The sequence below is a fragment of the Microbacterium sp. NPDC058269 genome (assembly GCF_042881445.1).
Lineage (GTDB): Bacteria > Actinomycetota > Actinomycetes > Actinomycetales > Microbacteriaceae > Microbacterium.
This window is the reverse complement of sequence record NZ_JBHVXT010000002.1, coordinates 663,784-686,718: the sequence shown is the minus strand read 5'-3', so window position 1 is coordinate 686,718 and position 22,935 is coordinate 663,784. Positions and strand designations below refer to the sequence as shown.

Genomic DNA, 22,935 nt, shown 5'->3' with positions numbered 1-22,935 from the left:
CCCTCCGAAGGATTAGATCTCGTCGATCGAGGCGGCCTCGAAGCGGCTGGAGATGTTGATACCGAGCTCTTCTGCGGCGCGGAACGCCTCATCGTCGGTGTCGCGGAGGTTCACCAGCGTGCCGTCGGCCGAGAGGACCTCGACGTTCAGGCAGAGCGACTGCATCTCCTTCATGAGCACCTTGAAGGACTCGGGGATGCCGGGCTCCTGGATGTTCTCGCCCTTGACGATCGCCTCGTACACCTTGACGCGGCCGAGGATGTCGTCGGACTTGATCGTGAGGAGCTCCTGGAGCGCGTATGCGGCGCCGTAGGCCTCGAGGGCCCACACCTCCATCTCACCGAAGCGCTGTCCACCGAACTGCGCCTTACCACCGAGCGGCTGCTGGGTGATCATCGAGTACGGACCCGTGGAACGTGCGTGGATCTTGTCGTCGACCAGGTGGTGCAGCTTCAGGATGTACATGTAGCCGACCGAGATCGGGGCCGGGAACGGCTCGCCGGAGCGGCCGTCGAACATCTGGGCCTTTCCGGTGGAGTCGATCAGACGGACACCGTCGCGGGTCGGGATGGTCGCGTCGAGGAGACCGGCGATCTCCTCCTCGCTCGCACCGTCGAACACCGGGGTGGCGACCTTCGTGCCGGGAGCCGCCTCGAAGGCCTGCTCCGGCAGACGGGTTGCCCACTCCGGGGTGCCCTCGACCTTCCAGCCCTGCTTCGCGATCCACCCGAGGTGGGTCTCGAGGACCTGGCCGAAGTTCATTCGACCCGGGATGCCGAGCGGGTTCAGGACGATGTCGACCGGGGTGCCGTCCGCCATGAACGGCATGTCCTCGATCGGGAGGATCTTCGCGATGACACCCTTGTTGCCGTGACGGCCGGCGAGCTTGTCGCCCTCGGTGATCTTGCGCTTCTGGGCGATGTAGACCACGACGCGGCGGTTGACGCCCGAGCCGAGCTCGTCGTCTCCGTCCTCGGCGTTGAACTCCTTGACCGCGATGATCGTGCCCTGCTCGCCGTGAGGCACCTTCAGGGACGTGTCGCGGACCTCGCGGCTCTTCTCGTTGAAGATCGCGCGGAGCAGGCGCTCCTCGGCCGACAGCTCGGTCTCACCCTTCGGCGTGACCTTGCCGACGAGGATGTCGCCGGGGCGGACCTCGGCACCGATGCGGATGATGCCGCGCTCGTCGAGGTCCTTCAGCAGCTCCGGGCTGACGTTGGGGAGGTCACGGGTGATCTCCTCCTTGCCGAGCTTGGTGTCGCGCGCATCGACCTCGTACTCCTCGATGTGGATCGAGGAGAGGGTGTCGTCCTTCACCAGGTCCTGGCTCAGGATGATCGCGTCCTCGAAGTTGTAGCCCTCCCACGTCATGAAGGCGACGAGGAGGTTCTTTCCGAGGGCAAGCTCGCCGTTCTCGGTGGCGGGGCCATCGGCGATGACCTCTCCGACCTCGACGCGCTCACCGGCGTTGACGACGACCTTCTGGTTGTACGACGTGCCCTGGTTGGAGCGGTCGAACTTGCGGAGGTGGTACTCCTGCGTCCCGCCCTCGTCGAGCATGACGACGACGCGGTCTGCGGAGACCTCGGAGACGACACCGGCCTTGTCGGCGGTGAGCACGTCACCGGCGTCGATGGCCGTGTAGCCCTCCATACCGGTTCCGACGAGCGGCGAGTCGCTGCGCAGCAGCGGCACAGCCTGACGCTGCATGTTGGCACCCATGAGGGCGCGCTGTGCGTCGTCGTGCTCGAGGAACGGCACGAGCGAGGTCGCGACCGACACCATCTGGCGCGGGGAGACGTCGATGTAGCCGATGTCCTCCGGCAGGAACATGTCGACCTCGCCGCTGCCGCCCTTGGGGCGGGCCAGGACGTGGCTCTCGACGAAGCGACCCTTGGCATCGAGCGGGGCGTTGGCCTGCGCGATGTTGAAGTCGACCTCTTCGGAAGCCGTCAGGTAGTCGATGTGCTCGGTGACGACGCCACCCTCGACTTTGCGGTACGGGGTCTCGATGAAACCGAACGAGTTGATGCGCGCGAAGGTCGCGAGAGCACCGATCAGACCGATGTTCGGGCCTTCCGGCGTCTCGATCGGGCACATGCGGCCGTAGTGCGAGGGGTGAACGTCACGGACCTCGACGCCGGCGCGGTCACGGGAGAGACCACCCGGGCCGAGCGCGGAGAGACGACGCTTGTTCGTCAGACCCGCGAGCGGGTTGTTCTGGTCCATGAACTGCGACAGCTGCGACGTTCCGAAGAACTCCTTGATCGCGGCGACGACGGGGCGCACGTTGATCAGGGTCTGCGGGGTGATCGCCTCGATGTCCTGCGTGGTCATGCGCTCGCGGACGACGCGCTCCATGCGGGACAGACCGGTGCGGACCTGGTTCTGGATCAGTTCGCCGACCGCGCGGATGCGACGGTTGCCGAAGTTGTCGATGTCGTCGGTCGCGAGACGGATCTCGGCCTTCTTGCCGCCGCGGATGCCCGTGAAGGTCTCCTCGGTGCCGGCGTGCAGACGCACGAGGTACTTGATCGTGGCCACGATGTCTTCGACGGTCAGCACCGAAGAGGTCAGCGGCTGGTCCAGGCCCAGCTTGTGGTTGATCTTGTAACGACCGACCTTGGCCAGGTCGTAGCGCTTCGGGTTGAAGTAGAAGTTGTCCAGCAGCGCGCGGGCGGCCTCAGCGGCAACCTGCTCGCCCGGACGGAGCTTGCGGTAGATGTCGCGGAGCGCATCTTCCTTCGTGACGATCGTGTCCTTCGCGAGCGTCTCCTCGATCGAGGTGTAGCCGGCGAACTCGGCGAGGATCTCCTCGCTGGTCATGCCCAGCGCCTTGAGGAAGACCGTGACCGACTGCTTGCGCTTGCGGTCGACGCGCACGCCGACCTGGTCGCGCTTGTCGATCTCGAACTCGAGCCATGCACCACGGCTCGGGATGACGCGCGCCGACACGATGTCCTTGTCGGACGTCTTGTCGGGGGTCTTGTCGAAGTAGACACCGGGCGAGCGCACGAGCTGCGACACGACGACGCGCTCGGAGCCGTTGATGATGAACGTGCCCTTGTCGGTCTGCAGCGGGAAGTCGCCCATGAAGACCGTCTGGGTCTTGATCTCACCCGTGAGGTGGTTCATGAACTCGGCCTCGACGTACAGCGGAGCGGCGTAGGTCTTGCCACGCTCCTTGCACTCCTCGATCGAGTACTTCTCCGGCTCGAGGTACGGGTTCGTGAACGACAGCTGCATCGTCTCGCCGAGGTCCTCGATCGGAGAGATCTCCTCGAAGATCTCGCCCAGACCGCTGTTCTCGTTGACGTCGGTGCGACCCTGCTTCTTGGCCTCGGCCACGCGCGCCTTCCAGGCGTCGTTGCCGACCAGCCAACCGAAGGACTCGGTCTGCAGGGCGAGAAGGTCAGGGACCGTCAGCGTGTCGGAGATCTTGGCGAACGAAAGACGGGAAGCTCCGCGTCCGTTCTTGGTGGTGGTGGATGTGGATGCGTTGCGAGCAGCAGCCAAGGGAATAACCTCCGTGAGCCCCGCAGGGCTTCTCGATTCCTTTGTCGTCAGGTGGAGTGTGCGCCCGGGAACTCAACAGATGCCGACCACCATATGAGGGCAGGGAGAAACGAGCGCAACTACTAACTATACGCACGATTGTGCGACATGGCAAGCGCAGTCCTTGACCAATCTGGGAAGCTGCGGTATGAGCGCCCGGTCGCCGGGCCGGATCATGTCCGGCCCGGCGATCTCAGGAGGCGATCAGGAGGCGATGCCCAGCTCGTTGCCGGGGATCGAGGCGAGCAGACGGCGCGTGTACGGGTCTCGGGGATTCGTGAAGATCTCCTCCGAGGTGGCCGCTTCGACGAGCTTGCCGTCCTTCATGACGCACACGTAGTCGCTGATCAGCCGCACCACCGCGAGGTCGTGCGAGATGAACAGGTAGCTCAGGCCGTACTCCCGCTGCAGGTCGCCGAGCAGCTTCAGGATCTGGTCCTGCACCAGCACGTCCAGCGCCGACACCGGCTCGTCGCACACGATCAGATCGGGCGACAGAGCGAGGGCACGGGCGATCGCGACACGCTGCCGCTGGCCGCCGGAGAGCTCGGACGGGTAGCGCCGCAGCATCGACTGCGGCAGGGCCACGTCGTCGAGCAGCTGCCGCACGCGCTTTCGCCGATCGGCGCCGCTCCCCCGCTTGTAGAACTCCAGCGGCTCGGCGATCAGGCGCTCGATCGTGAACATCGGGTTCAGGCTCGAATACGGATCCTGGAAGATCGGCTGCACCTGCTGCCGGAACTCCTTCGTCTCCGCCCTGCTCAGCGACGCGATGTCCTTGCCCTCGTAGCGGATCAGTCCGCTCGTCGGCTCGACGACCTTGAGCAGCATACGTGCCGTCGTCGTCTTGCCCGAGCCGGACTCCCCCACGATCGCCACGGTCTCACCGCGCGGGATGACCAACGACACGTCGTCGACCGCCACGAAATCCTCGCCTCGACCGCGCACCGGGTACACCTTGGTGAGGTTCTCCATCTCGACGATGTTGTCGGTCGGGGCCTCCTCCACGACGGCGTCGACCTCCGCCGCCCGCTCCTGCACCCGGAACGCCTCCGGCTGCAGGCGGGCCGCGGCCACCGACGGCGCCGCCTTCACGAGCGACTGCGTGTACGGATGCTGCGGGTCCTCCAGGATCTGGCGCGCATCGCCCTGCTCCACGACCTTGCCGCGGTGCATCACGATCACCCGCTCCGCCCGCTCGGCCGCGAGCCCCAGGTCGTGCGTGATGAGCAGCACGGCCGTTCCCAGCTCGCGCGTCATCTGTCCGATCTGGTCGAGGATCGTCTGCTGCACCGTGACGTCGAGGGCGCTGGTGGGCTCGTCGGCGATCAGCAGCCGCGGCTTGCAGGCCAGACCGATCGCGATGAGCGCGCGCTGGCGCATGCCGCCCGAGAACTCGTGCGGATACTGCTTCGCACGACGCGCCGGATCGGGCAGGCCGGCGGCGGTCAGCGCCTCGACCACCTTCGCCTGCACGTTCTGCCGCGTGGCGAGGCCGTGCGCGAGCAGCGTCTCCGCCACCTGTGTGCCGATCTTCGCCACCGGGTTCAGGTTCGACATCGGGTCCTGCGGCACGAGACCGATGTCACGACCGCGGATCGTGCGCAGCTCGTGCTCCGGCGCGCGCGAGATCTCCTTCCCGTCGAGGCGGATGCTGCCGGAGGCGATCTTGCCGCCACCGGCGAGCAGCCCGATGATGGCCATCGCGGTGGTGGACTTGCCCGAACCGGACTCCCCCACGATGGCGACGGTCTCGCCGGGGCGGATCTCGAGGTCGACGCCCTCGACCGCGTGCACGACGCCGTCCATGGTGGCGAAGTCCACGGCCAGCCCCTGGACCGACAGCAACGGCTCGGTCGACATCTGCTTCTCCTTCGCGGCGCTCACGGCACCGTCGTCCCGCGCGTTCATCGTGCCCTCGTCCGGGGGTCCATCGCCTCGCGCAGCGCCTCACCCAGCAGGGTGAAGCCGAGCGCCGTGACGGCGATGCAGATACCGGGGAGGAAGGCGAGCCAGGGTGCGATCGCGAGCTCGGCCTGTGCGTAGGTGAGCATGCGCCCCCACTCGGCCGTCTCCGGGCGTCCACCGCCGAGACCGAGGAACGACAGGGCCGCCGCATCGATGACCGCGGTGGCCAGCGTCAGCGTTCCCTGCACGATCACGGGCCCGATGGAGTTCGGCAGCACGTGCGACATGGTGATCTTGCCGCGACCGAGACCGAGGGTCTGCGCGGAGAGCACGTAGTCGCTCGAGCGCTGCTGCAGCATCGACGCACGCAGCAGTCGCGCGAAGATCGGCACCTGCGACGCCCCGATCGCGATCATGATCGCGAAGGGAGTCTGCCCGAGGATGGCGGCGATCGACACCGCCAGCAGCAGGTTCGGCACCGAGAGGATGATGTCGACGATGCGCATGATGAGCGTGTCGACCCATCCGCCGAACGTGCCGGCGAGCAGTCCGAGGATCATGCCGCCGACCAGGCCCATCGCGGTCGAGATGACACCGATCATGAGCGATGCCTGCGCACCCCAGATGAGCTTGGAGAGCACATCGCCGCCGAACCGATCGAGGCCCAGCGGGAACTGCGGCAGCTCCCCCGGTCCCGGGATGTAGGTCGGCGTGATGTACTTCGCACCGGGCAGCGCCGTCTCCGGGTACGGAGCGAGCAGGGGCGCGAGCGCGGCGACGAGCAGGAACGCCACGACGATCGCCGCGCCGATCCATGCGGTCGGATTACGGCGGAGGCGACGGAACACGTCCCGCCAGAATCCGCCGGAGCCGTTCTTCAGGTCGGCCTGGGCGATGGCGACGGTGTCGATGCTGCCGCCGCTCTCCGCTGAGGGGCCCTGGGCGGGCGGGAGCGCGATGGTCATGCGACCGCCTCCTTTCGGACGATGGGGAGGGACATCACTGCACCCTCACTCTCGGATCGATGAAGCTGTAGGAGACATCGACCGCCAGGTTGATCAGCGCGTACGCGATCGCGATGAAGATGATGAAGCCTTGGAGGACGGGGAAGTCCCTGGTGAAGATCGCCCTCGCCAGGAACGAGCCGATGCCCGGGAAGGCGAACACCGTCTCGGTCAGCACCGCCCCCGAGATCAGGAGCCCGGTCTGCAGACCGATCGTCGTGATGACGGGGAGCATGGCGTTGCGCAGGATGAAGCGGTTGCGCAGCGTCGGCGAGCCCACGCCCTTCGCCCGACCGGTGCGCACGTAGTCCGCGTTCTGCACCTCCAGGACACTGGCCCTGGTGATGCGGACGATGATCGCGAGCGGGATGGTGCCGAGCGCGAGCGCCGGGAGGATCAGGTGCAGGATCGCATCCCACGCGGCATCGAACTCGCCGGTGATGATGCCGTCCCACACGTAGAACCCGGTGGGATGGGTCGCGTCTATTCGCGGATTCTGTCGTCCGTCCGACGGCAGCCACCCCAGCTGCACGGCGAAGACGTACTTCAGGATGAAGGCGAGGAAGAACACCGGGATGGTGATGCCGATCAGGCTCAGCACCACCGAGGCGTGGTCGGTGAACTTGCCATGGCGGCGGGCGGCCCAGTATCCCAGCGGGATGCCGATACCGACGGCGAAGATGAGCGCCATGACACTCAGCTCCAAGGTCGCGGGGAACCGGCGGAGGAACTCCTCCGTCACCGGACGGTTGGTCTGGATCGAGGTGCCGAAGTCTCCCTGGAGGAGGCGTCCGATCCAGATGAAGTACTGCTCGATGAGGGGCTTGTCGAAGCCGTAGAGCTCGTTGACTCTCGCGACGGCTTCCGGCGTGGCCTTCTCGCCGAGCAGGGCGACCGCGGGGCCGCCGGGGAGGGCCCTGACCCAGGCGAACAGCAGGATGCTGAGCCCGAACAGGGTGGGGATGAGAAACAGCAGTCGCCTGCCGATGGTGCGCAGCACGAAGATCTCCGTCGATCAGAAGGTACGCCGTTCCCCCGGTCCCGCCGAATGCGCGGGACCGGGGTGCGGCGTATCAAGTGGTCAGGCCTACTTGGTGAGGACGATGTCCGTGAAGACCTCGTCGTTCACCGGGCTGGCGGGGTAGCTCTTCACGCGCGGGTCGAACGCCAGGGTCGGCGCCGGGTGCGCGAGAGGGACGCCCGGGATGAACTGGGCGACCATCTCGTTGATCTCCTCGTACAGCGCCGTCTGGTCCTCGAGCTTGGAGACGCCGCGCGCCTCGTTCAGCTTCTGGAACAGCTCGGGGTTGTCGAAGCCCCACTCGGAGCTCTGCTGGCCGAAGAAGACGCCGACGAAGTTGTCGGTGTCGTTGTAGTCACCGGTCCAGCCGAGCAGGTGGATGCCGTGATCCGAGGTGCCGGTGGTGCGGTCGAGGTACTCGACCCACTCCTCCGACACCGGGGTGGTCTCGACGCCGACCTCGGAGAGCTGCGACGACAGCACCGTGAAGATCTGCTCGGGGTCCGGCATGTAGGGACGCGAGACGTTGACCGGGTAGTTGAAGGTGAGCTTCAACGGGTTCGCCTCGGTGTAGCCCGCCTCGGCCAACAGCGACTTGGCCTTCTCGGGGTCGTAGTCGTAGGTCGTGACGTCGGGGTTGTAGCCGTTGACGACCTCGGGCACGAACTCGATCGCCTTCTGCGTGCCCTCGGGCAGCACCTGGCTGATCAGCGCGTCCTTGTCGACCGCGTACGACAGGGCCTCACGGACCTTCGGGTCCTGCAGCTCCGGGACCGTCTGGTTGAACGCCAGGTAGAGGATCGTGAACGGCGGGCGCGACACCATGGTGAAGCCGTCGTCCTCGAGCGCCTTGGTGTCGGCCGGTCCGACGAGGTCGTAGCCGTCGATCGAGCCGGACTCGAGCGCCTGGCGGCGAGCGGTCGGGTCGTCGATCGTGCGGAAGATGATCTCGTCGATCTGACCGGCTTCTCCCCAGTAGCCGTCATAGGCCTTGAGCGTGACCTGCTCGCCCGGCGCCCACTCGTCGAACGCGTAGGGGCCGGTTCCGACCGGGTGGCCCATCGCGTACTCGGACAGCTGCGGGGCCTCGGCCGAACCGCTGACCTCGTCTGCACCGAACTCCTGCATCGCCGAGGGGCTCTGCATCGCGAACGACGGGAGCGAGAGCGAGGCGACGAAACCGGCGAACGGCTTGTTCAGCTCGATCGTGACGGAGTTCTCACCGTCAGGGGTGCACGACTTGTACACGGCGTCGGCCGCGTTGGAGGCGTACCCCTTGAAGAGCTTGTTGTAGTAGTAGCCGAACGCCTCGGATGCGGCGAGGCCGGTCCAGTTGAACCAGCGGTCGAAGTTGACGCAGACGGCCTCGGCGTTGAACGGCGTGCCGTCCTGGAACGTGACGTCCTTCTTGAGTTCGAAGGTGTGGGACATGCCGTCCTCCGACGACTCCCATGACTCGGCGAGGAGCGGCGCCGGGTCGGCGGTGCCGGGTTCGGTGCCGACGAGACCCTCGAAGATCTGACGCGAGACGCGGAAGCTCTCGCCGTCCTGCGCGAAGGCGGGATCGAGGCTGGCCGGGTCCGAGGAGGCGGCGAAGACGAACGTCCCGTCGACGTCGCCCGAGCCTTCGGACCCTTCGTCGCCGCGCTCGCTGGCGACGCAGCCCGCGAGGGCGAGAGCGGCGATCGTGGCTCCGGTTACGGCGATGAGTCCTCGCCGACGCTTGACTGATTGGTGCATTGTGTGACCTTCCCTGTCGGGCGCTTCGTTGCGCGTCCCGAGGCTTCTTCGCCTCGGGGACGGTGATGACTCGACGGTACCCAGCAGATCCCCAGATGCCAAACGCATCCAGGTTGCAATCCGATATCGGCGCGACCGGCACCGATCCGGTAGTGTCCAGATCGTGCCCGACACCGCCCCGCTCGCCGTCTGCTTCGGCGAGGGCATGGTCGCCCTCGTCGCCGCCACCGCAGGACCCCTCGAGGACTGCCGAACCTTCCACCGCTCCCTGGCCGGCGCCGAGTGGAACACCGCGATCGCTCTGGCCTCGGCGGGCATCCGCACCTCGGTCCTCTCCCGCGTGGGCGACGACGGCTTCGGACGCTTCCTCACCGCCGAGCTGCGGGCCCACGGCGTCGACGAATCCGCGATCGAGGTCGACGTCGATGCGCCCACCGGCCTCTACGTGAAGGAGCTCTCGGCGCGAGACGACGGAGCGGTCGACGGCACCATGCACTACTACCGTGCCGGCTCCGCGGCCGCCGCCCTCTCGCCGCAGACCCTGAAGACGCCGGTGGCATCCGCTCTCCTCGCCGAGGCGGCGCTCGTGCACACCTCGGGGATCACGCCCGCGCTGTCGCGCTCAGCGCTCGCCGCGCAGGAAGCGCTGTTCGCGGAACGACGCACCGGCCGCATGCTCAGCTTCGACCTGAACTGGCGCCCTGCACTCTGGCGCGGACGGGAGATGGAAGGCCGGAGGATCGTCTCCGACTTCGCCGCCCGCGCCGACATCGTGTTCTGCACCCGGCCTGATGCCGAGGCCGTGTTCGGAACGAGTGATCCCGCGCGACTGCGCACGCTGTTCCCCGCGCCGCGATACCTGCTAGTCACCGATTCGACCGGAGCCGTGGCCTTCGACGGGGAAGAGACCTCCGAGAGCGACGCGATAGACGCCCCGGTGGTGGAGACCATCGGGGCAGGAGACGCCTTCGCCGCCGGATTCCTCGCCGGGGTCCTCACCGGCCTGTCACTCACGGGAAGTCTCGCCCGAGGCCACCGCATCGCCACACGCGCCCTGGTCAGCACCCGCGACCACGTCGACTGAGGCACCCGGAAAGCTCGTCCGGCACGAGGACGTCGGACCGTCAGGTGCGACGGCGTGCGGGCACTGCGTCATGGGTCCGCTGCAGCGAGACGGCGACGGGCTCACCGCGGTGCTGCACGACACGGACGAACAACACGTCGACGAGGGCGAGCTGAGCGATGCGGCTCGACATCGCGGCCATCCGGAACGGGGATTCGTGGGCGTGCGTGAGCAGCACGACATCCGCCGCCAGGGCCAGCGGCGAGTCCGGCGCACTGGTGACCGCCACGGCGAGGGCGCCGGCATCGCGCGCCACTTCGAGCGCACGCAGGGTCTCCGTGGTCTCGCCGCCGTGGGAGAACGCGATCGCCACATCGTCCGCGGTCCGCAGCGAGGCCGTCGTCACCGCGAGATGCGGATCCGCCGAGTGCGACACCGAGCAGCCGATGCGGGACAGCTTCAACTGCAGATCCTGCGCGGTCAGGGACGACGCCGCCTGCCCGAAGAGGTCGATGTGCCGCGCATCGACCAGCGCACGGGCCACCCGGTCGAGGGCGACGGCGTCGAGGGCGAGCGCGGTCTTCTCGATGGCGTCGATCTCCTGCGCGGCGAGCTTGGCCGCGATGGCCACCGGACCGTCGTCGGGGTCGATCGCCGTGGTGTCCAGGCCGAAGCGCGCCTGCTGCGCCTGTTCCAGGGTGACCGCCCGGGCGACCGCGACCCGGAGCTCGCGGTAGCCGCTGTATCCGAGCGCCTGGGCGTAGCGGGCGACCGTCGAGAGCGAGGTGCGGCACAGCTGGGCGAGATCGTTGATCGCCAGGTCGACGACGAGCGTCGGGTCCCCCAGGATGGTCTCCGCGACCCGCGCCTCGGCAGCGCTCACCTTGGGGAGCGAGCGTCGCACCCGAGCGAGAACGTCATCGTCCATGGAGGGATCCTGTCTCAGCCGGCGCTGGTCATCCTCTGCTGCACCGAGAAGCGCCCCAGGAGAGCGTCACGCGCCGTCTGCGCACCGAGCCTACTGGCTGCAGCGACCTCCACGGTCGGCAGCGGCAGCGGGTCCGCCGTGGGAAGCCCCACGTTGACGACCACGGCACGGGGATCCCGCAGGGCAGCACGTTCGACGAGCGCGCGCTGAGCGGCATCCGTGTCGGGCCGGTCGATCAGGAGCACGGTCGTCGCCGACGCTGTCACCGCCGCTGCCGAGACCTCGTCGAGCACCCGGTCCTGTTCGGAGACAGGAGCGGATGCCACGTCGAGGCGCACACGCAGACCATCGCCCGCGAGGGCGCTCGCGACGTACGAACCGGCGCTGTCGACGGCGAGTGTCGACCGGCGGCGCGCATCGATGACGGCGAGCTCCGATGCCACCTCGGGGGTGCCTCCGGAGATCGTCATCACGCGGCGCAGGATCTCCGCCGCATCGAAAACCGCCGCATCGAACTCGTCGGACTCCTGCTGGTGCTCGGCGGCGGCGGCACGGAGCTTGGACGCGAGGGCAGCGACCCTCGCCGCGGCCTCCTCGACGCGCGATCGCGAGAGCGAACCGTCACGCAGAGCGGCGACGATTCCGTCACGGGCAGCCCGGAAGTCCTGCTCGTCCTGATCGGGAAGAGCAGCATCGCCGGGATTCGTCGGGTTGCCGATGCAGAGGAGGTCTGCCCCGGCAGCGAGGGCCAGGGCGGCTCCCCCGCCGAGTCCGACCGTCTCGCGGATGGCGGCCATGTCGAGTGCGTCGGTGATGATGACACCGTCGTAGCCCCAGTCGCGCAGCATGCCGAGCACACGCGGGTTGAGGGTCGCCGGCTGCTCACCCCATGCCGGAACCACGATGTGCGCGGTCATCACGGCATCCACACCGGCATCGACCGCGGCACGGAAGGGCTCCAGGTGCACCCGCTCGAACTCCTCGAGGTCGAGCGTGATCTCGGGAAGCGAGTGATGCGAGTCCATGTGGGTGTCGCCGTGGCCGGGGAAATGCTTGACGCACGCGGCGACCGCCCCGTCCTGGATTCCGTCGATCGTGGCGACCACATGCCGCGACACGAGCGCCTCGTCGTCGCCGAACGCACGAACGCCGATGACCGGGTTGCGGGGGTCGGTGTTGACGTCGGCCACCGGGCCCAGCACCACGTTGGCGCCGACCGCGCGCACCCGACGAGCCAGCTCCGCCCCGGTCTTCTCGGACGCGACGAGGTCGTCGAGCAGACCGAGCTGGGCGGCGCCCGGAACCGTCGAGCCCGTGGCGGACTCGAGACGGGTGACGCTGCCGCCCTCCTCGTCGATGCCGATCAACGCGTCGGGGTTCGCGTCGAGGATTTCGGCGCTCAGGGCCGGAAGCCCCTCGCCGACGTTCTGCCCGAAGTACACGACTCCGGCCAGTCCGTCACGCAGCTCGTCGCGCAGCCAGCCGGGCGCTTCGGTGCCGAAGAAGCCCGGCCACAGCACGCCGTTCGCGAGGCGTTCGAGGTCGTCGGTCATCCCTTCACCGCTCCCGCCACCATGCCCGAGGCGAGCTTGCGCTGCACCAGCACGAAGAAGATCATGACCGGGACGGTGATGATGGTCGATGCGGCCATGATGCTGCCCCAGTCGTTGGAGTGCAGACCGAAGAACGACTTCAGACCGATCGAGACCGTGTACTGGTCGGTCTGGGCACCCAGGATCGTCATCGCGAAGATGAACTCGTTCCACGCGGTGATGAAGCTGAAGATGCTGGTCGCGACGAGGCCGGGCATGACCAGCGGCAGCAGCACCGAGCGGAACATGCGCCACCAGCTCGCGCCGTCGATGTACGCGGCCTCTTCGAGCTCGACCGGGACGGCGGCCACGAAGCCGCGCAGCATCCAGATGCCGAAGGCGAGCGACAGCGCGACGTAGACGACCATCAGGCCGAGGATGCTGTTGAGCAGGCCCAAGCTCTTGACCTGCAGGAACAGCGGGATGACGAGCGCCTCGAGCGGCACCATCTGCACGATCAGGATCATCATCAGGATCGTGGTGCGGAACTTGAACTTGAACCGTGCGACCGCGACGGCGGCGAGCAGGCACACGAGGGCACTCACGAGAACGGTGACCAGCGCCACGATCGCCGAGTTGCGCAGGTACGTGCCGAATCCGCCGTCGGTGAGCACGAACGCGAAGTTGTCCCAGGTGAACTCCTGCGGCAGGAGCGACTGCCCGCCGCTGGAGGCCTTGCCGTCGAAGGCGCTGGAGACCATCCAGTAGACGGGGAACAGCGTGAAGATCAGGACCGCGGCGACCGCGATTCCGATTCCGATGCGGGAGCGGAGCCTCGGACGCGGGTTCACAGCTCGTCCTCCTTCATGAGGGAGCGGATGTAGACGATCGTGATGCCGATCAGCACCAGCGTGAGCAGCACGGCGAGGGCCGCACCGAAGCCGTAGCGGTTCTGGCCGAAGGACTCCACGTACGACCAGACGCCGAGGTTGAGCACCTGACGGTTGCCACCCCCACCGCCGGGCATCAGGTACACCTGCGCGAAGACCTTGAAGTCCCAGATGGTCGACAGGATGATCACGACCGAGAAGACGGGCTTGAGCGTCGGGAAGATGATCTTCCAGAATCGACGCCAGGCGCCGGCGCCGTCGAGGGCTGCAGCCTCGAGCATCTCCTTCGAGACGCCGAGCAGGCCGGCGAGCACCGTGATGGCGACGAACGGGAAGCCGTGGTGCACCACGTTCAGGAGCACGATGGCGTAGAACGACCACTGGTTCGTGAACCAGTTGACCGGGTCGTCCATGAGACCGAGGTCACGCAGCACGGCGTTGAAGATGCCGCGGTCGGCATCGAAGATGAAGGTCCAGACGTACGTGCCGGTCACGGCGGGCATCGCCCACGCGACCATGATGCAGCTGGAGACGATGACGCGCCAGGTGGTTCCCAGGCGCGCGAGCAGCAGCGCCACGAGCGTGCCGACGGCGACCGTGACGAACACGGCCACGGCCGCGAAGCCGACCGTGTTGGGCAGCACCACCGTCCAGAGAGTCGGGTTGGTGAGCGCCTCGACGTAGTTGTCGAGACCGATCCAGTTGTTCTCCCCGGTGTTGATCTCGCGCAGACCGTAGTCCTGCAGCGAGTAGATGAACACCTGGATGAGCGGCCAGAGCATGAGCACCGCGAGGATGGCCAGCCCGGGCGCGAGAAGGAGCCAGGGGCGGGCTGCGACGACCGAGAGACCGCGTCGCTTCCGGCCGCCGGCCACGGAGGCGGAGGTGGACTCCGCCTTCGTGGCCGGCAGTGGCGCTTGCACCATCGACATGGAAGGAATGCTTCCTTACTTCTGGTTGAGCAGTTCGGTCATCTCGGCGGCGGCGTCCTTCGTCGCGGTCGCGACGTCCTTCTGCCCGCTGAGGATGGCCTGGATCATGGAGTTGGTCGTCTTCTTCGCCTGCACGGCGCCGAAGTTCGGGGTGACCGGGACGGATGCCCCGCCGTCGACCATCTGCTCGGCGAACGGTGCGACCAGCGGGTCGGTCGAGCCCAGGGCCTCTTCCATCGCGGACTGGACGCCCGGGAAGTAGCCGGTCTCGTTCGACCACTGCTCGGCGAACTCACCGGTGCTCATGAGCTTGACGAACTCCCACGCCAGGTCGGCGTTCTTAGTCGTGTTGAAGACCGAGAGGTGCGATCCGCCGAGCACGGACGGAGCGATGCCGCCGTCTTCACCGGGGATCACGGCTGCGCCGATCTTGCCCTCGAGGTCGGGGTTGGCCTCGATGAGCGACTTCGGCGTCCACGATCCCGAGAGCATCATGGCGACGTTGCCCTGCGTGAACGCGTCACGCAGGTCGGTCTCCTTCCAGGTGGTGGCACCGGCGGAGGAGAAGCCGTGCTCGGTGGCAAGGCCCGTGTAGAACTCGATGCCCGCCTGCGACTCCTTGCTGTCGAGCTCGCTGGTCCAGGTCTTGCCGTCCTTCGTGGCGATCTCGCCGCCGGCGCCCCAGACCCAGGGGTAGACCTGGAACTCGGCGTCACCGGGGACCGGGAACGGCAGCATGTCGGGCTTGGCGGCCTTGATGGCGTCACCTGCGGCGACGATGTCGTCCCACGTCTTCGGAGCCTCGAGTCCGAGCTCCTCGAACACGTCGGCACGGTAGACGAGCGAGCGGACGCCGGCGTACCAGGGCATGCCGTACAGCTCGCCGTCGTAGGTGCCGGCGACCTCGAGGCCCTCGACGAGGTCGTCGCGGAGGCCCTTCTCGGCGTCGACGTACTCATCGAGCGGCTCGAGCGCGCCGGCGTCGGCGAACTCCGCAGTCCAGGTGGTGCCGGTCTCGGCGATGTCGGGGGTCGTGCCACCGGCGATGGAGGTCACGAAGCGGTCGTGGGCGTCCGCCCACTGGATCTCCTCGATCTTGACCGTCGCGCCGGTCTCCTTCTCGAAGGCGTCGGACACCTTGTCGTAGAAGGCGGAGGCGTCGGGGTTGGTGCCCTTCATGATCCAGACGGTGAGCTCCTGGCCCTTGCCATCGGTGGAGCCGGTGTCGCTGCCGCCGGCACAGCCGGCGAGGGCGAGCGTGGCCACGGCGCCGAGCGCCACGGCCGAGAGAATGCGCTTGTGCATTGCGGGGATCTCCTCTTTGAAAAGTCCTGGCAAGCATCGGGTACTCACCGGGGGTTAGGAAAAAGTATCCACGACTAACTAATTACCTGCAAGTTCCTCTCACAATCGTCATGCGGCCGTAACATCAGCTTCTCCGGGTAGGCTCCCCGGATGGTTCGCCGCACCCCTGACAAGGACCGTTCGACGGTCGCCCGCCACGCGACGCTCCCCTCCCCCGGGCCGGCCAGAGGATTCCTGAAGATCGCCGGAATCACGCTGGGCGTCGTGCTGGTCGCCGCGATCGCCGTCGCCGCCTTCGTCGTGACCGACTACTTCAACCGCTTCAACGAGGGCGCCGTCACGCTCGAGGGTGCACCTGAGGTCGAGCCGCCCTCGATCAGCGCCTACCCCGGCGAATTCAGCATGCTCATCATCGGTACCGATGAGTGCGGTGAGGTGTCGACCGGGCTCCTCGCCGCGCGCTGCTCGGAGGCAGACGGCGGGATCCTCAACGATGTGAACCTGCTGGTGCACGTGTCGGCGGAACCGCGCAACGTCACGGTCGTCTCCCTTCCGCGTGACCTCATGATCCCGACGCCCGAGTGCACCAGAGAAGACGGATCGGTCGCCTCGGAGACGAGCAAGACCCAGATCAACTCGATCTATCAGAACGCCGGGATGTCGTGCGTGGCGAAGAGCGTCACCGAGCTCACCGGCATCGAGATCCCCTTCGCCGCGAAGATCGACTTCGACGGGGTGATGGAGGTGACCGACGCCATCGGCGGGGTCGAGGTGTGCATCGGCGGCGAAGGCATCCGCGACGAGCACACCTCGATCGACTGGGAGCCGGGCCTGCGCACCGTCTCCGGCTACGAGGCGCTGCAGTTCATCCGCACCCGGCACGGCGTGGGTGACGAGAGCGACATGGCGCGCGTGTCGAACCAGCAGCAGTACATGTCGCGGCTGGTGAAGAAGATCATGAGCGACGAGGTGCTCTCCGACCCGGGGAAGGTGCTCGGGCTCGCCGACACGATCGTCGACAACATCGACCCGAGCGACGAACTGGGCAACCCCATCCGCCTGGCGCAGCTGGCACTGTCGATCAAGGACGTGCCGTTCTCCGAGTTCGTGTTCCTCCAGTACCCCGTGTTCACCGACCCCGACGACACGAACCGCGTCATCCCGAACCGTGACGCCGCGGCCAGCATCTGGGACGCGTTGAAGGCGGGTCAGCCCGTGCAGCTCACCGGCGACGTCAGCAACAACGGCGGCGTCGAGCTCGTGGAGCCCGCACCCGGCACCGACGCCGAGACTCCGGCGACGGATGCTCCCGCCACCGACGCCCCGTCCACGGACGCTCCGGCAACGGACGCTCCGGCGCCGCGCGCGACGCTCGACTCCGCCATCTCGGGACAGACGGCGGAGCAGGAGACCTGCGCCAACGGCAAGCAGCGCTGAGCCGGGCCGCCAGAGCGTAGGCTCGTGCCCATGGGCCGGACGAGATCGCGCGACACCGAGCACCCCCAGGCCCGACTCGATCACGGCGGCGTCGCCAGCATCGTGCCATCGGAGTTCACGAGCGGCTTCGAGCTCGTCGTCGACGGCACCCCGCAGTCGCATGTCGACCTCGACGACCCCACGCACCTGCACTTCGAATACATCGTGCGCATGGGCGCGGTGATCGATCAGCTCGCTCCCGGCCCGCTGACCGCCGTGCATCTCGGTGCCGGCGCGCTGACGATCCCCCGCTACCTCGACGCGACGCGACCCGGCTCCCGGCAGCAGGTCATCGAACTCGAGGCCCCGCTCGCCCAGCTGGTGCGGGAACACCTTCCTCTGCCGAAGGGGGCGGCGATCCGGATCAGGATCGGCGATGCCCGCGAGGGCGTCGCGAAGCTCCCGAGCGCGCTGCGGGCGAGTTGCGACCTCGTCGTCTCCGACGTGTACTCCGGTGCGCAGACGCCCGCCCACCTCACGAGCGTCGAGTTCTACCGTGAGCTCGCAGAGCTGCTGGCCCCGGGTGGCGTGCTCCTCGTCAACGTCGCCGACGGCCCCGGCCTCGCGTTCGCCCGCCGTCAGGCTGCGACGATCGCGGACGTGCTCCCCGAGATCGGCATCCTCGCCGACACCCAGGTACTCAAAGGCCGACGGTTCGGGAACCTCGTGGTCGCGGCGTCGGCCACCCCGCTGCCGACGGAATGGCTGCCGCGCATCCTGGCTGCAGGCCCCCACCCGGCGAAGATCGCACAGGGAGCAGAGGTCGACGCCTTCATCCAGGGAGCACGGATCGTCACGGATTCCGACGCCGTGGCCTCCCCGCGGCCGGACGCTTCGCTCTTCCTGCGTTAAGCCGAAAACAGGTCCCTCGAGGCACAGGATCCGGGGAGGCGGCGACCGACGCACAGGAGCCACGGCGTGTCGGGGACGGGATGTGGCGACCAGGGCGCGCCGCCCCGAAGACCCCGCGCCCGGAAGGCAGACTGGTGGGGGACGCTGCGGAAGGAGAGCAATGAGTTTCATCCGGGGATACGACCAGGAGACCCTCCGCGAAAAGGTCGATCTCGATGAGTGCGAGACACGTCTCGCGGAGATCGATTCGCAGCGCAGTCTGCCCGCTCTGCTGGAGCGCGTGTGGCTGCTGAAGGTGCTCGACCGCCTCGACGAGGCGCTCGCGCTGGCTGACGAGACGGTGCGCCAGGCGCGCATGGCGGGCACTCGCAAGGACGTTCTGCGCGCCCGCGTGCTGCACGCGACGATCCTGCAGTATCGGGGTGCGCACGCCGCTGCCGAGCAGGAGCTCTCGACCTGCGCGACCGAGGCGGAGGGGCAGCGTTGGCTGTCGATCGCCGCTTTCGCGTATCAGCACCACGGCAAGAACGCCTACGACGCCGGCGACTACGAGACGGCCAGGGAGAGCTTCAAGCAGTCCCTGTTCCTGCGGCGCGAGTCGGGCGCGGAGGACAGCGAGCTCGAGACCGCGCTCCTGGCGATCGAGGCCGTCGAACGGCGCCGTCCGCCTCAGCTCATCGCGGGCTGAGCCCTGGAGCCGCCGCGATGTCGGTGGCATGGCTTAGCCTGATCGCATGGCGGAACTTGACCGTGTGCGCGTCTGGGGCGAAGCACTGATCACACTGCATCTCGACGACAGCTGGTCTTTCGGCTTCGACAATGCCAAGCGTCGGGCCGGCCAATGCGACTACACGAAGAAGCGCATCACCGTGTCGCGCTATCTCGCCGCGCGCTTCGAAGACGACGACATCCACCAGGTGCTGCTGCACGAGGTCGCGCACGCTCTCGCCGGTCACGCGGCCGCGCACGGCCCGGCGTGGAAGCGGGTCGCACAAGACCTCGGCTACGTCGGCGGCACCACCCATCACGGCGAGACGGCGGTGGAGCTCGCGCCCTGGGTGGGCAGCTGCCCCGCCGGACACGTCACGTACCGGCATCGTCGCCCCACGAGGCCCACCTCGTGCGCCCGCTGCTCGCGTACGTTCGACTCCCGTCATCTCTTCGCCTGGACCCGACGCGAGATTTCGACCAACGTGCGCCTCGCCGCGCAGATGCCCCGCTGACCGCGACTCAGTCGTTCGAATCGTCGAGGCTCTCCGCCTCGGTTCCCTCAAGCGCGTCGACGGAATGGCGCCGACGCCGCAGGAGCGCCGCGACCGCCCTCCAGCCGACCAGGAAGACGCCGAGCACGAGCGTCGCCACGATGATGAACGGGGCCTCCGCCGTGTCGCCGCTGAGCACGCGGATGAGCATGCCACCCGCGACCGTCACGATCCAGACCACAGCGCCCCACGGCAGAGACCAGGGGCGGCGCGGCCGACCGGGGAGCAACCCGGCGAGAAGATGCCCGACGAGCAGGGCGATCAGGAAGGGCCATGCCGTGAGCAGGAACCCGGCGGGGTTCTCGTCATGAGACGCGCGACCGATCGCGGCGAAGATCAGCACGAGCACGACGTCGACGATGACAGCGGGAAGGTACCTCATGTCACGACCCTACGTGCCTGTAGCGCCAGCAGCGCCTGCCCCGCGGCATCCGGCGGATATCTCCCAGCCGGGAGGGCGCCTTCCGCCGAGCATCCGCCCATCGGCGAGGAATCCTCCCGAGTGACGGGCGCGGGTATCAGTCGAAGCGGGTGAACGACCCGTCGCGCAGCACCGGGACGACATCGACCGCATCGAGCACCGCAGCATCGGCCACCGATGTCGGCACCAGGCCGGATGCTTCGATGCGGGCGGTCGAGGCGACGCCGCCGGCGAGTTCACGACCGGAGCCACTCGCGCCGATCATGTGCCGCACCGCACCGCGGAGGGCGTGGAAGCCCTCGGCGGCCACTGCGGCGTCGGGAGCCGTGTGATCGATTCCCCGAGCCGAGAGCGCCCCCACGATCGCCCCGGCTCCGAGCTGGTCCTCGACCGCGAACCGCAGCGTCCCCGCCTCGTCGAGCTCACCCGCCGCGATCACCGCGACCGAGGTACGCGCCTGCCGCCGCTCCTGGATGGTCTGCACCGCCCGTGCGACGGCCGCCGCGTTGCGGATGCCGCCCACGAGCACGGTGGAGTCGGATGACGCGGCCGCGGCGACGGCCGCACCGTTCCGCGACCATCCCTCCGCGTCCGCCAACCCGACCACAGCGCCGGATGCCGTGGCGTCGATGACCGTGGAGGAGAACCGCAGCACATCGACGACCACGACCACGTCAACGGAGGCGAGACGGGAGAGACCCGCAGTGCCCCAGTCGAGGCGGACCTGGTACGTGGACTGATCGAACGGCGACGGCATTCGACCAGCCTAGAGGCGTCAGTCCGCCGCGAGCGCCTCGACCGGAGCCACCCTGGTCGCCAGTCGCGTGGGCGTCGCCGCCGCCACCAGCGTGAGCACCGCGGTCGCGACGATGATGATCGCGACGGGGATCCAGGGGATCTGGGGTGCCACGAGCCCGGCCGGGGTGAAGTCCGGCAGCGTCGGCACCGAGCCGAGCAGCGACTGCGCGGCGATCCAGCCGTATACGACGCCCAGCACGAGACCCGTCAACGTCGCAGCCACCGTGATGTGCGTGGCCTCGAGCAGTACCATCTTCCGCACCTGACGGTTGGACAGGCCGATCGAGCGCAGCAGTCCCAGTTCGCGACGGCGCTGCACGACGCTGATCGTGAGCAGGTTCACGAGGCCGACGGCGGCGATCACGGCCGAGACAGCCACCAGCACCATCATCACCGCCGCGAAGGCGTCCATCGGGGCGAAGAACTCCTCCGGGACCTCCCCGGTGACCTGGCTCATCATCAGACGCTTGGCCGACTCGAGCGCGACAGCGAACATCGTCACCAGGGTCACGCCCATCACCACGCCGATCGCCATCCGCGATGAGCGTTCCGGGTAGCGATGCGCATTCTCGGCGGCGAGACGCGCGGTCGCGCTCGAACCGAACATCCGCCCCACCAGGCGCAGCACCGGCGGCATGAAGAGCACGGATCCGAGGGCGAGACCCGTGAACGAGAGCACGCCTCCGAAGAAGGCGACGATGACACCGAGCGGTGTCATGAGTCCGACCAGCACGCCCCCGACGAGCAGCACGGCACCGGCGATCAGCAGCACCCAGGCGCCGATGTGCCGCCCCGCCTTGCCGGAGACCTCGTCGTGGGTGCGCTCGACCGAGCCGCCGAGTGCCTGCAGCGGGGTCACCGCCAGTACACGCCGGGAACCCGCCCATGCCGCTGCCCACGTCGTCAGGGCGACGCCGACCGCCGGCAGTGCCACGAACGGCTGCGCGAGCGAGAAGTCGGAAGGGGCGTTGTCGATCAGCTGCGCGCCGATCTGCACCCCGATCACCGACAGCAGGAGGCCGGCGAGCATGCCGACCGCGGCGCCGAGGAGCCCGACGACGAGCCCCTGCTTGCCGACCTCGGCCCGCTGCGAGCGCGCGGTCGCCCCGATCAGACGCATGAGGGCGATCTGGCGGGTGCGTCCGGCGATGATCGTCGAGAAGGTGTTCGCCGTGACGATGGCGGCGACGTACATCGCGACGACTGTCAGCAGCACCGACAGCAGCGCGACGACGAACGCGAGGGTCTCACTGTCTCCGATGAAGGGATCGGCCTGCAGAACCGCGCCGATGTACGCGGTGATCTCGACGAGGAGCACGCCGAACGCCGCCGAGAGGGCAGCGACCAGGATGCTCGCCCCCATGCCCCGGTCACGCAACCAGGCCAGACGAGGGCCGGTCGAGCGAGTCTCGGGCACGACCGTGGCGACGGCGCTCATGCCGCCACCTCCGCGGCGAGCATGTAGGCCGAGATCTCTTCGGCGGTCTGGCGCGGGTGGTCGGCGACGATGCGGCCGTCGCCGAGGTAGAGCACGCGGTCGGCATGGCTCGCGGCGATCGCGTCGTGCGTGACCATGGCGATCGACTGGCCATGCTCGCGGCTCGCTGTCGCGAGCAGTCGCAGCACCTCGCGTCCGGTCTTCGAATCGAGGTTCCCCGTGGGCTCATCGGCGAACACCAGATCCGGCGCGGTGGCGAGAGCACGGGCGATCGCCACGCGCTGCTGCTGCCCGCCGGACAGCTGGTGCGGGCGGTGGGAGAGACGCGAACCGAGTCCGAGCGTCTCGATCAGTCCGTCGATGCGCGCGCGCTCGATCGCGCTCGCCCGACGACCGTCGAGCTCGAAGGGGAGCATGATGTTGCCGAGCGTATCGAGCGTCGGCACGAGGTTGAAGGCCTGGAAGATGAAGCCGACCCGTCGACGCCGAAGGATCGTGAGGTCGAGGTCGCCGAGACCCGTGATCTCGGTGTCGCCGATCCAGGCGCGTCCGTCGGTCGGGCTGTCGAGACCCGCCATGATGTGCATGAGGGTGGACTTGCCGGAACCGGATGGCCCCATGATCGCGGTGAACTGCCCGCGGCGGATGCCGACGCTGACGTCGTCGAGCGCGCGCACGGTGCTCTCGCCCGAGCCGTAGGTCTTCTTCAGATGCTGGACGCGGGCCGCGAGCCCGAGGTCGGTGGTCGTGATCTCCATGCTTCCGACGCTATTTCCGCGGCTGCCTGCAGGTCATCGCCCGTGGGGCTCA

General features: G+C 68.0%; 19 protein-coding genes. 5 read left to right on the top strand and 14 right to left on the bottom strand.

Annotation, left to right across the window (positions count from 1 at the left end; translation table 11 throughout):
* Positions 1-12 precede the first annotated feature (12 nt).
* The 5 genes from ACFVWL_RS11660 to ACFVWL_RS11640 form a co-directional block, all read right to left on the bottom strand.
* Complete coding sequence (locus ACFVWL_RS11660) at positions 13-3,516, bottom strand: DNA-directed RNA polymerase subunit beta (RefSeq protein ID WP_387182637.1); 3,504 nt, start codon at positions 3,514-3,516, stop codon at positions 13-15.
* A gap of 243 nt (positions 3,517-3,759) precedes the next feature.
* Positions 3,760-5,466, bottom strand: coding sequence for an ABC transporter ATP-binding protein (locus ACFVWL_RS11655; protein ID WP_387182634.1), 1,707 nt, complete (start codon positions 5,464-5,466; stop codon positions 3,760-3,762).
* Positions 5,463-6,428: an ABC transporter permease gene (locus ACFVWL_RS11650; RefSeq protein ID WP_387182632.1), complete on the bottom strand. Its 966-nt coding sequence runs from the start codon at positions 6,426-6,428 to the stop codon at positions 5,463-5,465. Before ACFVWL_RS11650 ends, ACFVWL_RS11655 begins: the two co-directional genes overlap by 4 nt.
* 34 nt (positions 6,429-6,462) lie before the next feature.
* A complete protein-coding gene (locus ACFVWL_RS11645) occupies positions 6,463-7,467 on the bottom strand; it encodes an ABC transporter permease (RefSeq protein WP_017828176.1) in 1,005 nt (334 codons plus the stop codon).
* A gap of 87 nt (positions 7,468-7,554) precedes the next feature.
* On the bottom strand, positions 7,555-9,228 hold the full coding sequence (locus tag ACFVWL_RS11640) for an ABC transporter substrate-binding protein (RefSeq protein WP_387182629.1): 1,674 nt from the start codon (positions 9,226-9,228) through the stop codon (positions 7,555-7,557).
* A gap of 163 nt (positions 9,229-9,391) precedes the next feature.
* Between ACFVWL_RS11640 and ACFVWL_RS11635 the strand changes: the two genes are divergently transcribed.
* Positions 9,392-10,312, top strand: a complete 921-nt coding sequence (locus ACFVWL_RS11635; protein WP_387182627.1) for a sugar kinase — start codon at positions 9,392-9,394, stop codon at positions 10,310-10,312.
* Between the two features lie 40 nt (positions 10,313-10,352).
* Here the strand turns inward: ACFVWL_RS11635 and ACFVWL_RS11630 are convergent, their stop codons facing one another.
* Genes ACFVWL_RS11630 through ACFVWL_RS11610 form a run of 5 tightly spaced genes read right to left on the bottom strand, consistent with a single transcriptional unit; the run spans position 10,353 to position 15,878 of the window.
* Positions 10,353-11,219, bottom strand: a complete 867-nt coding sequence (locus ACFVWL_RS11630) for a MurR/RpiR family transcriptional regulator (RefSeq protein ID WP_387182624.1) — start codon at positions 11,217-11,219, stop codon at positions 10,353-10,355.
* A gap of 14 nt (positions 11,220-11,233) precedes the next feature.
* Positions 11,234-12,772 carry a glycoside hydrolase family 3 N-terminal domain-containing protein gene (locus tag ACFVWL_RS11625; protein ID WP_387182621.1) on the bottom strand — a complete coding sequence of 513 codons (1,539 nt, stop codon included), beginning with the start codon at positions 12,770-12,772 and terminating at the stop codon, positions 11,234-11,236.
* Positions 12,769-13,602 carry a carbohydrate ABC transporter permease gene (locus ACFVWL_RS11620; RefSeq protein ID WP_017828171.1) on the bottom strand — a complete coding sequence of 278 codons (834 nt, stop codon included), beginning with the start codon at positions 13,600-13,602 and terminating at the stop codon, positions 12,769-12,771. Before ACFVWL_RS11620 ends, ACFVWL_RS11625 begins: the two co-directional genes overlap by 4 nt.
* Entirely contained in the window at positions 13,599-14,573 is a 975-nt protein-coding gene (locus ACFVWL_RS11615) for a carbohydrate ABC transporter permease (RefSeq protein ID WP_105671722.1), read from the bottom strand. The genes ACFVWL_RS11620 and ACFVWL_RS11615 overlap by 4 nt, the downstream gene beginning before the upstream one ends.
* Before the next feature lie 15 nt (positions 14,574-14,588).
* Entirely contained in the window at positions 14,589-15,878 is a 1,290-nt protein-coding gene (locus ACFVWL_RS11610) for a sugar ABC transporter substrate-binding protein (protein WP_387182617.1), read from the bottom strand.
* Between the two features lie 150 nt (positions 15,879-16,028).
* Between ACFVWL_RS11610 and ACFVWL_RS11605 the strand changes: the two genes are divergently transcribed.
* The 4 genes from ACFVWL_RS11605 (at position 16,029) to ACFVWL_RS11590 (ending at position 19,429) form a co-directional block, all read left to right on the top strand.
* Positions 16,029-17,315: an LCP family protein gene (locus ACFVWL_RS11605; protein WP_387182614.1), complete on the top strand. Its 1,287-nt coding sequence runs from the start codon at positions 16,029-16,031 to the stop codon at positions 17,313-17,315.
* Positions 17,316-17,345: 30 nt separating this feature from the next.
* A complete protein-coding gene (locus tag ACFVWL_RS11600) occupies positions 17,346-18,206 on the top strand; it encodes a spermidine synthase (protein WP_387182612.1) in 861 nt (286 codons plus the stop codon).
* Positions 18,207-18,366: 160 nt separating this feature from the next.
* On the top strand, positions 18,367-18,894 hold the full coding sequence (locus tag ACFVWL_RS11595; RefSeq protein ID WP_387182609.1) for a hypothetical protein: 528 nt from the start codon (positions 18,367-18,369) through the stop codon (positions 18,892-18,894).
* A 46-nt stretch (positions 18,895-18,940) separates the two neighbouring features.
* On the top strand, positions 18,941-19,429 hold the full coding sequence (locus ACFVWL_RS11590) for a SprT-like domain-containing protein (RefSeq protein WP_387182606.1): 489 nt from the start codon (positions 18,941-18,943) through the stop codon (positions 19,427-19,429).
* 7 nt (positions 19,430-19,436) lie between these two features.
* Here ACFVWL_RS11590 and ACFVWL_RS11585 read toward each other — a convergent pair whose 3' ends face one another.
* The 4 genes from ACFVWL_RS11585 to ACFVWL_RS11570 form a co-directional block, all read right to left on the bottom strand.
* On the bottom strand, positions 19,437-19,850 hold the full coding sequence (locus ACFVWL_RS11585; RefSeq protein ID WP_387182603.1) for a DUF3054 domain-containing protein: 414 nt from the start codon (positions 19,848-19,850) through the stop codon (positions 19,437-19,439).
* A 136-nt stretch (positions 19,851-19,986) separates the two neighbouring features.
* A complete protein-coding gene (locus ACFVWL_RS11580; protein ID WP_387182600.1) occupies positions 19,987-20,646 on the bottom strand; it encodes a 2-phosphosulfolactate phosphatase in 660 nt (219 codons plus the stop codon).
* 18 nt (positions 20,647-20,664) lie between these two features.
* Positions 20,665-22,125 carry an FtsX-like permease family protein gene (locus ACFVWL_RS11575; protein WP_387182597.1) on the bottom strand — a complete coding sequence of 487 codons (1,461 nt, stop codon included), beginning with the start codon at positions 22,123-22,125 and terminating at the stop codon, positions 20,665-20,667.
* Positions 22,122-22,883, bottom strand: a complete 762-nt coding sequence (locus ACFVWL_RS11570; protein ID WP_387182594.1) for an ABC transporter ATP-binding protein — start codon at positions 22,881-22,883, stop codon at positions 22,122-22,124. The genes ACFVWL_RS11575 and ACFVWL_RS11570 overlap by 4 nt, the downstream gene beginning before the upstream one ends.
* Positions 22,884-22,935: the final 52 nt, after the last annotated feature.

Bases quoted from the DNA above. Each gene is read 5' to 3' on its own strand.
- ACFVWL_RS11655 (WP_387182634.1), bottom strand. From the start codon at position 5,466: ATGAACGCGCGGGACGACGGTGCCGTGAGCGCCGCGAAGGAGAAGCAG.
- ACFVWL_RS11650 (WP_387182632.1), bottom strand. From the start codon at position 6,428: ATGACCATCGCGCTCCCGCCCGCCCAGGGCCCCTCAGCGGAGAGCGGC.
- ACFVWL_RS11640 (WP_387182629.1), bottom strand. From the start codon at position 9,228: ATGCACCAATCAGTCAAGCGTCGGCGAGGACTCATCGCCGTAACCGGA.
- ACFVWL_RS11630 (WP_387182624.1), bottom strand. From the start codon at position 11,219: ATGGACGATGACGTTCTCGCTCGGGTGCGACGCTCGCTCCCCAAGGTG.
- ACFVWL_RS11625 (WP_387182621.1), bottom strand. From the start codon at position 12,772: ATGACCGACGACCTCGAACGCCTCGCGAACGGCGTGCTGTGGCCGGGC.
- ACFVWL_RS11615 (WP_105671722.1), bottom strand. From the start codon at position 14,573: ATGTCGATGGTGCAAGCGCCACTGCCGGCCACGAAGGCGGAGTCCACC.
- ACFVWL_RS11610 (WP_387182617.1), bottom strand. From the start codon at position 15,878: ATGCACAAGCGCATTCTCTCGGCCGTGGCGCTCGGCGCCGTGGCCACG.
- ACFVWL_RS11605 (WP_387182614.1), top strand. From the start codon at position 16,029: ATGGTTCGCCGCACCCCTGACAAGGACCGTTCGACGGTCGCCCGCCAC.
- ACFVWL_RS11600 (WP_387182612.1), top strand. From the start codon at position 17,346: ATGGGCCGGACGAGATCGCGCGACACCGAGCACCCCCAGGCCCGACTC.
- ACFVWL_RS11595 (WP_387182609.1), top strand. From the start codon at position 18,367: ATGAGTTTCATCCGGGGATACGACCAGGAGACCCTCCGCGAAAAGGTC.
- ACFVWL_RS11590 (WP_387182606.1), top strand. From the start codon at position 18,941: ATGGCGGAACTTGACCGTGTGCGCGTCTGGGGCGAAGCACTGATCACA.
- ACFVWL_RS11585 (WP_387182603.1), bottom strand. From the start codon at position 19,850: ATGAGGTACCTTCCCGCTGTCATCGTCGACGTCGTGCTCGTGCTGATC.
- ACFVWL_RS11580 (WP_387182600.1), bottom strand. From the start codon at position 20,646: ATGCCGTCGCCGTTCGATCAGTCCACGTACCAGGTCCGCCTCGACTGG.
- ACFVWL_RS11575 (WP_387182597.1), bottom strand. From the start codon at position 22,125: ATGAGCGCCGTCGCCACGGTCGTGCCCGAGACTCGCTCGACCGGCCCT.
- ACFVWL_RS11570 (WP_387182594.1), bottom strand. From the start codon at position 22,883: ATGGAGATCACGACCACCGACCTCGGGCTCGCGGCCCGCGTCCAGCAT.